Source organism: Paenibacillus pabuli NBRC 13638 (assembly GCF_001514495.1).
Classification (GTDB): domain Bacteria; phylum Bacillota; class Bacilli; order Paenibacillales; family Paenibacillaceae; genus Paenibacillus; species Paenibacillus pabuli.
Genome location: NZ_BCNM01000051.1, coordinates 1 through 6,044, shown reverse-complemented (window position 1 = coordinate 6,044; position 6,044 = coordinate 1). Strand labels below are relative to the sequence as shown.

Sequence of the window (6,044 nt, the reverse complement as noted above, 5' to 3'; positions counted from 1 at the left end):
CGTTTGCTCACGGCCAAATATCTGAGCCGAATGGATGACCTGACGAAACAGGCGAAGGACACGGCTCCGCGTCCAGTGCTGCGCTACGAGTATGATGCAGAAGGCCGAACACTGGCCCGCACGGATGCTGGCGGAACGCGCGTTGAATACGTCCATGATCCGGTGGGGCGGGTTGTTTCCATTCGGCAAGGGGAGAAAGATCTGGCTCAGTACACCTATGCAACAGGCAACCGAATCGCGTCTATGCTATACGGAAACGGTGTGCAGACCGCATATGAATATACGCCGGAAGGACAGGTATCACGGCTCCACACCTGTGCGGCGGATGGCATCGTATTGCTAGACAACAGATATGCGTATGACCGGAGCGGGAACACGATCGGCTGTTATGGAACGGAAGATCGCGCAGAGTATCGTTACGATGCACTGGATCGATTGGTTGAAGCCCGGTATGCCGGATATGGCACGGAGCAACTGGCCTATGACGCCGCAGGCAACCGAATTTCTCGTGTCTGGAACGGACAACGGACAAGCTATACGTATGATACAAGGAACCGTCTGCTCAGCCTGATTGAGGAAGCATTGCAGGAGGGGAACGGGGAGCAAGGTAGATCGAATGAGCATGCAAGCGTGAAAAACATCCGTTATGCTTACGATGCGCAAGGCAATCTGATTCAGGAGCATTAAGGGGATCGGGCGATAAACTACACTTATGATGCATTCAACCGGGCGATTCGAGTCGAGCAAGCAGAGGGCGGTGTGGTACAGCACGGTTATGATCCGGAAGGTTTGCGCAGTAGGCTGGATACGAACGGAACTGTACGCCATTTCATACATGACGGCTGGCGTGTCGTCAATGAGTTGGACGAAACGGAGCGGGTGCTGGCATCCTATATCCGTGGTCATGAATGGCTAACGCAACTGGACGATCAGGGCGATGTGGCTTATTATGTAAATAATATCCACGGTGACGTAACCCACTTGACGTGACAACAAGGCCAGATCCTGAACTCGTACACCTATGATGCCTTCGGGAACATGCTATCCTCGAGAGAACAGCGTGTGAATCCGTTCCGTTATGCGGGAGAAGTGCAATATGTGCTGACGGGACCTTACTATCTGCAGTGTCGATAATGGCTATTATCATATAACCGTGTACAGTAGCTTACTTGAATCTAAGATTAGGGGGATGATAAAAAGATATATTTATATTTTAACAAGTTAGTTTTTGTCTCCAAAAATTCTATACTACGGAGTGCCAACATTTGAATAAAGAATACAAAACAGGAAACCGATGAATAACTTAGAAGGTTATTCAGTGACTTCGATGACAAATAACGATTACATATAGCATCATAGAGAAACGACAGGGAGTGAATAAATGGAATTTGAGTTTCATATCACAGTGAATGATTTAACGTTTGAAGAGAAGGAAAGTTTTATTGAACTGTGTCGGGTGGAGCAAGTTAAACCGGTTATGATCGTGCTGGATCAGGGTGAATACATCCATCAGCCGATGATTACAGGCTTAATACATAGTACTGATTTTGATGAAGTGAACAGCATTATTAAACAGATGGTCACAAGGTTCCAAGATAACGACTTTACAGTTGTACGAATAAAGGTAGAGGTTCCGGCGAAGGAAGAGAAGTATTTTCATCAGCGAATGGTTGCGCATTCCACCCCGTATTTTGAATGGCATGGCAAAGTACAGGTGGATGATGTAGAAAGATTAAAGGAGCTATGTGAAGGTGATGGTGGGCATATTTCAAGGAACTCGCTGAATGCGAATGGGAAAATTAGATTTGTTACGGTCAGAGAATATAATAGTTCTGAAAAATTCTACAGCAGAGTAGAGAAGATACATCATATCTTACAACAGAACAAGATCGAACTATTAAAACAGCAATATGAACTGTGCATCTACGACAGCCGGGAAGAACTGGATCGTGGATGGATCTAACCGAATGTTAAGTACGATGAATAGAGGAGGAGAACGGGTGTCTGGAAAAAACGTACAATTACATAGCTTGAATGAGGATGAGAGGTTCATTGTTGTGTTGGAAGCTCTATTAAAGCGCGCCTCTCTGGTAAATAGTCCATTTGTATTAAAGGGAAGTTTGCTAACAAGACAGTATTTGGAGAATCCCAATGTTCGTTATGTTGATGACATCGATTTTTTGTATGTAGGTCGAATTGAGACTGAGGATCAGGCCAATGAAATATTTACAGACTGGATGATCCGGGTGACGGAGACGGATCTGAATGACGGTATCGTATTCCGAAGCTTTAGTGAGAATGCCTTCTGGCGCAGAATAGACTACGCGATGGCGGATGATTTTCCAACAGTGAACACGGAGCTTGCCTTCTATATTGATAGTGAACCAAGGAACGAAAATGAGTATCAGGATGAACTGCATCTTGATATATCCTTTAACCTCGAATTGGACGAGAAGTCTATTCAGCTATCGTATCAACCCATGGTTGGTGAAGCTTTCGTCGTTCCTCACACCGTGCCACTCTCCATTCAAATTGCTTGGAAGCTGCATCAAACGATAGTGAGGCCCCGATTCAAAGACTTGTATGATTTGCAGCATCTGTTGTCTAACCCGTCATACGATCAACAGGCTCTGCAGGAGACACTACAGACCCTGGTCAACGAGTGCAGTATGGACCCAGTCATTACGAGAGAGGATATGAAAAAGATACTGGTTGACGATTTGCATGATGTGTATTCGAGGTTAAACCACGATTATGATCTGCAGTATTTTGCTGGAAGCCGTAGCCCTGAAGTATACTTTATGGAGTTTGTCTCCGGGCTGCGCCAAACGATGAATCACGCCGGGATTAACAGTGACGCATATGAACACTTACCAAGTTGTACTACGCACAAATAGAGCTTCTCATTTACAAATAACCTGGATCATTGATTGTCTAACCGTAGATGGATTTGAAACGAACACCCAAACTCCGATACAATGTGTTCATAGAGTCTGAGAGAATGGATCCAATACGGCTCAGAAATGGAGAAATACAACATGACTGACTTTATCAACGCTGAAGATATTAATGACGTAATTTTGGCTGCGGCTGCAAACGAGCTGGAGCAGATGGTAGGCAAAATTTGTGATCTGATCGGTACGCCTCTGGAGCAGACAACGGAACTGGAACGTCAGGTTATTGCAGCATTTGGTTTTGGCGCTGTGTATGGCATTACTCATCGGGATCAGCTTGCGGAGCCGCAGGCTCATGCATTGAGCATTCGGATGCTAATTAAACCGTTTAACTATAGTGAGCAGCAGGCTGTGGATTTTGCGGATGACCTAATTCGGGTGGCATCAGACAGGGAAGTTCATCCCGTGATGAACACGATTATCCAACGCGGGATTGATGGACACCGTCAATTCAATCAAGAGGACGATGAAGGGCTGGCCCACAACATTCAGGAAATTTTGGCTGCGGTACAACCGGAGAGATAGAAGAGAGTAAGTAGATTGGGAGATGGTCGCAATGGATCTGATGAAATTAAGCAAGGAACTCTCCTACGCCTTGCGTCACGCCCCTTGGGAGTATGAGTTAGAGCTGGACGAAGAAGGCTGGGTGGAGATTCCTCAATTGTTAGTGGCTTTGCATGAAAGTCCACAGTGGAAGGAAGTAACGGAAGCCGATCTGGAGCAAATGATTCAAGCTTCGGAGAAAAAGAGACATGAGATCCGTTTCGGCCGCATCCGGGCATTATATGGTCATTCGACTCCGCAAAAGATATCCAAAACACCTGCCGACCCACCGGAGATACTCTATCATGGTACGCCCCTGCGGTCGGTTACTTCCATCATGGAACAAGGCTTACAGCCTCGGCAGAGGCAATATGTACATTTGTCCGCAGATATAGATACTGCCAAACAGGTGGGACGAAGACGCGATGACCGGCCCGTTATTTTGAAAATTAATGCCGCTCAAGCGGTCAAGGACGGAATTTTCTTCTATCATGGGAACGAAAATATTTGGCTGGCTGATCACATTCCGGCACGTTATATCGAGCAATAATTACTGTCTCGAAGTCCAAGCCGGTTAGTAGACCCTTTTCTAAGGAACTCAGGACGTCTTATTTCACCTTCAGTGCTCTTTCGAAAAAAAGAAGGAACCTCAGACACGTTATTTCCTGAAACTCCTGACAAAAACGCTGTAAACGGCTGTTTATTCTGATTTAGCGTTTCTCAGGTTTCTTAGATTTCTGTGCTCACTTCAAATCCCTGAATAAGACGCCTCCGATTCGTTAGTTAGTGCTCGCTTACTTGTATATTCAAGATGCCATGCCCTGACAATGTGCAGGTCAGCATCCGCTTTCAGTGGGTTTGAAGACACGCATTAGTATAAGTGATCTGTTCAGCTTTCATATCGTGTTAAGTTCTTAACTACACCAAAAGGGACACATTCAACATTCGTTGATGTGTCCCTTTTTGATTTCGACTCTACTCTTCATTATTAATACATCAGAGAGAATTCGGATCTGGAGTGCTTTCATACCCAAAACTTACTTGCCCAAAATCGCTTTAACACCCTCGCTCAATGGTTGAGCCGGACGGCCAAGCAATGTCTCCAGTGTATCACTCTCTATTGCCAGAGCGCCTTCACGGATGGCACTTTGCATATCTACGAGCATGGAGACGACAAAGTCTGGCAGGCCTGCCCCTTTCATGATGTCAGCGTAAGCTGCATCATCGACGTTTTGCACGTTGATTTCCTGTCCAAGCACTTCACCAACAATGGCAGCCAGTTCAGCTTGAGTGCGTAGTTTGCCAGACAATTCATACACGGTATTCTCATGTCCTTCACCTGCAAGTACAGCTGCAGCGGCATGGGCGTAGTCACTACGGGTAGCCCAGCCTACTTGGCTGTCGTTGGTGGCATGAACCCAAGGTGCACCTTGCGTAGCTGCTTGCACACTGCCTGCTTCATTTTCCAGGTACCAGTTGTTGCGCAGGAAGGAATACGGAATGCCGGATTCACGAATAACTTTTTCTGTAGCGCGGTGAACTTCAGCGAGGGACAAAGTGTTATTCTCTGCATTCACAACGCTGGTATAAGCGATGAAGCCAACGCCTGCGTTCTTGGCAGCCTCAACAGCAGCCTGATGTTGGCGAATACGCGTTTCATTGTCACCATCAGTCGAGATGAGCAACAGACGGTCTACACCGGCAAAAGCGTTCACCAACGTTTCAGGTTGATCGAAATCACCTTGACGCACGTCAATACCTTGAGCGTGCAGCGATTCCGCTTTCTCCAGGTTGCGTACACTTACTGCCAAATCCCCGGCTGGCACCAATTTTAACAAAGCCTCTACGACCAGTGAACCCAAATGACCTGTTGCGCCAGTAACCAAAATTTTCATTGATATTTCCTCCTCTGGGATATGTGTTGTTGGTTGGATACGACTTGCTTAACTCAAGCCAGATAAGTCGTATACGGTTATTGCTTGCATATGGATGTAATCAAAAGTGTTATAACAGGTGTGATTACAACGAAAGGTTTAAAAAAAGCTCGCAATGAGCTTTTTTATTCAGAGACGTGAACCTGATCCATCATCTGTTGTATCGTTACACGATTCAAGCGCTGCTCCATGGCTGTCTGAGCCTCAATAAGTTCGGCGCGCAAAGTTTGTTCGATCATGCTGCCAACTGGACAATTTGGATTCGGATGTTTGTGGAAGTTGAACAACTCCCCATCCTCTACGACCTCAAGTGCTCGATATATATCCAAAAGGGTAATGTCTGCCGGGTCCTTCAACAAGGAAGCACCGCCGACACCGGGTCTGACTTCAATCAGGCCCGCTTGTTTCAGTTTGGACATGATCCGCCGAATAATCACGGGATTTGTATTCACGCTTTTGGCGATAAAATCTCCAGTGCACTCATTGGGCACTACAGCAACCAGGGACAGTGTATGAACCGCAATGGAAAAGCGACTGCTGATTTGTTTCATGGATGATCACCACCGTTGTAACTATAATAGTTACAAAATGTTTGGTTGTCAATTTTTTTTAT

Annotated in this window: 8 protein-coding genes; 6 read left to right on the top strand and 2 right to left on the bottom strand. The window is 46.1% G+C overall.

Going from position 1 to position 6,044, the window contains the following annotated elements; all coding sequences use genetic code 11:
* From PPA03S_RS31895 to PPA03S_RS31870, 6 genes are all read left to right on the top strand, one after another.
* The coding region (locus tag PPA03S_RS31895) for a hypothetical protein (protein ID WP_217998987.1) at positions 1-687 on the top strand (687 nt) is incomplete at its 5' end.
* Positions 688-759: 72 nt separating this feature from the next.
* A complete protein-coding gene (locus PPA03S_RS31890; RefSeq protein ID WP_062330043.1) occupies positions 760-990 on the top strand; it encodes a hypothetical protein in 231 nt (76 codons plus the stop codon).
* 391 nt (positions 991-1,381) lie between these two features.
* On the top strand, positions 1,382-1,963 hold the full coding sequence (locus tag PPA03S_RS31885; protein WP_062330042.1) for a hypothetical protein: 582 nt from the start codon (positions 1,382-1,384) through the stop codon (positions 1,961-1,963).
* A gap of 37 nt (positions 1,964-2,000) precedes the next feature.
* Positions 2,001-2,897, top strand: a complete 897-nt coding sequence (locus tag PPA03S_RS31880; RefSeq protein WP_245683786.1) for a nucleotidyl transferase AbiEii/AbiGii toxin family protein — start codon at positions 2,001-2,003, stop codon at positions 2,895-2,897.
* Positions 2,898-3,038: 141 nt separating this feature from the next.
* A complete protein-coding gene (gene imm48 / locus PPA03S_RS31875) occupies positions 3,039-3,479 on the top strand; it encodes an Imm48 family immunity protein (protein ID WP_062330041.1) in 441 nt (146 codons plus the stop codon).
* Positions 3,480-3,510: 31 nt separating this feature from the next.
* Entirely contained in the window at positions 3,511-4,047 is a 537-nt protein-coding gene (locus PPA03S_RS31870) for an RNA 2'-phosphotransferase (protein ID WP_062330040.1), read from the top strand.
* 487 nt (positions 4,048-4,534) lie between these two features.
* Here PPA03S_RS31870 and PPA03S_RS31865 read toward each other — a convergent pair whose 3' ends face one another.
* On the bottom strand, positions 4,535-5,392 hold the full coding sequence (locus PPA03S_RS31865) for an SDR family oxidoreductase (RefSeq protein WP_062330039.1): 858 nt from the start codon (positions 5,390-5,392) through the stop codon (positions 4,535-4,537).
* Between the two features lie 164 nt (positions 5,393-5,556).
* On the bottom strand, positions 5,557-5,982 hold the full coding sequence (locus PPA03S_RS31860; protein WP_062330038.1) for an Rrf2 family transcriptional regulator: 426 nt from the start codon (positions 5,980-5,982) through the stop codon (positions 5,557-5,559).
* Between the last annotated feature and the right edge of the window lie 62 nt (positions 5,983-6,044).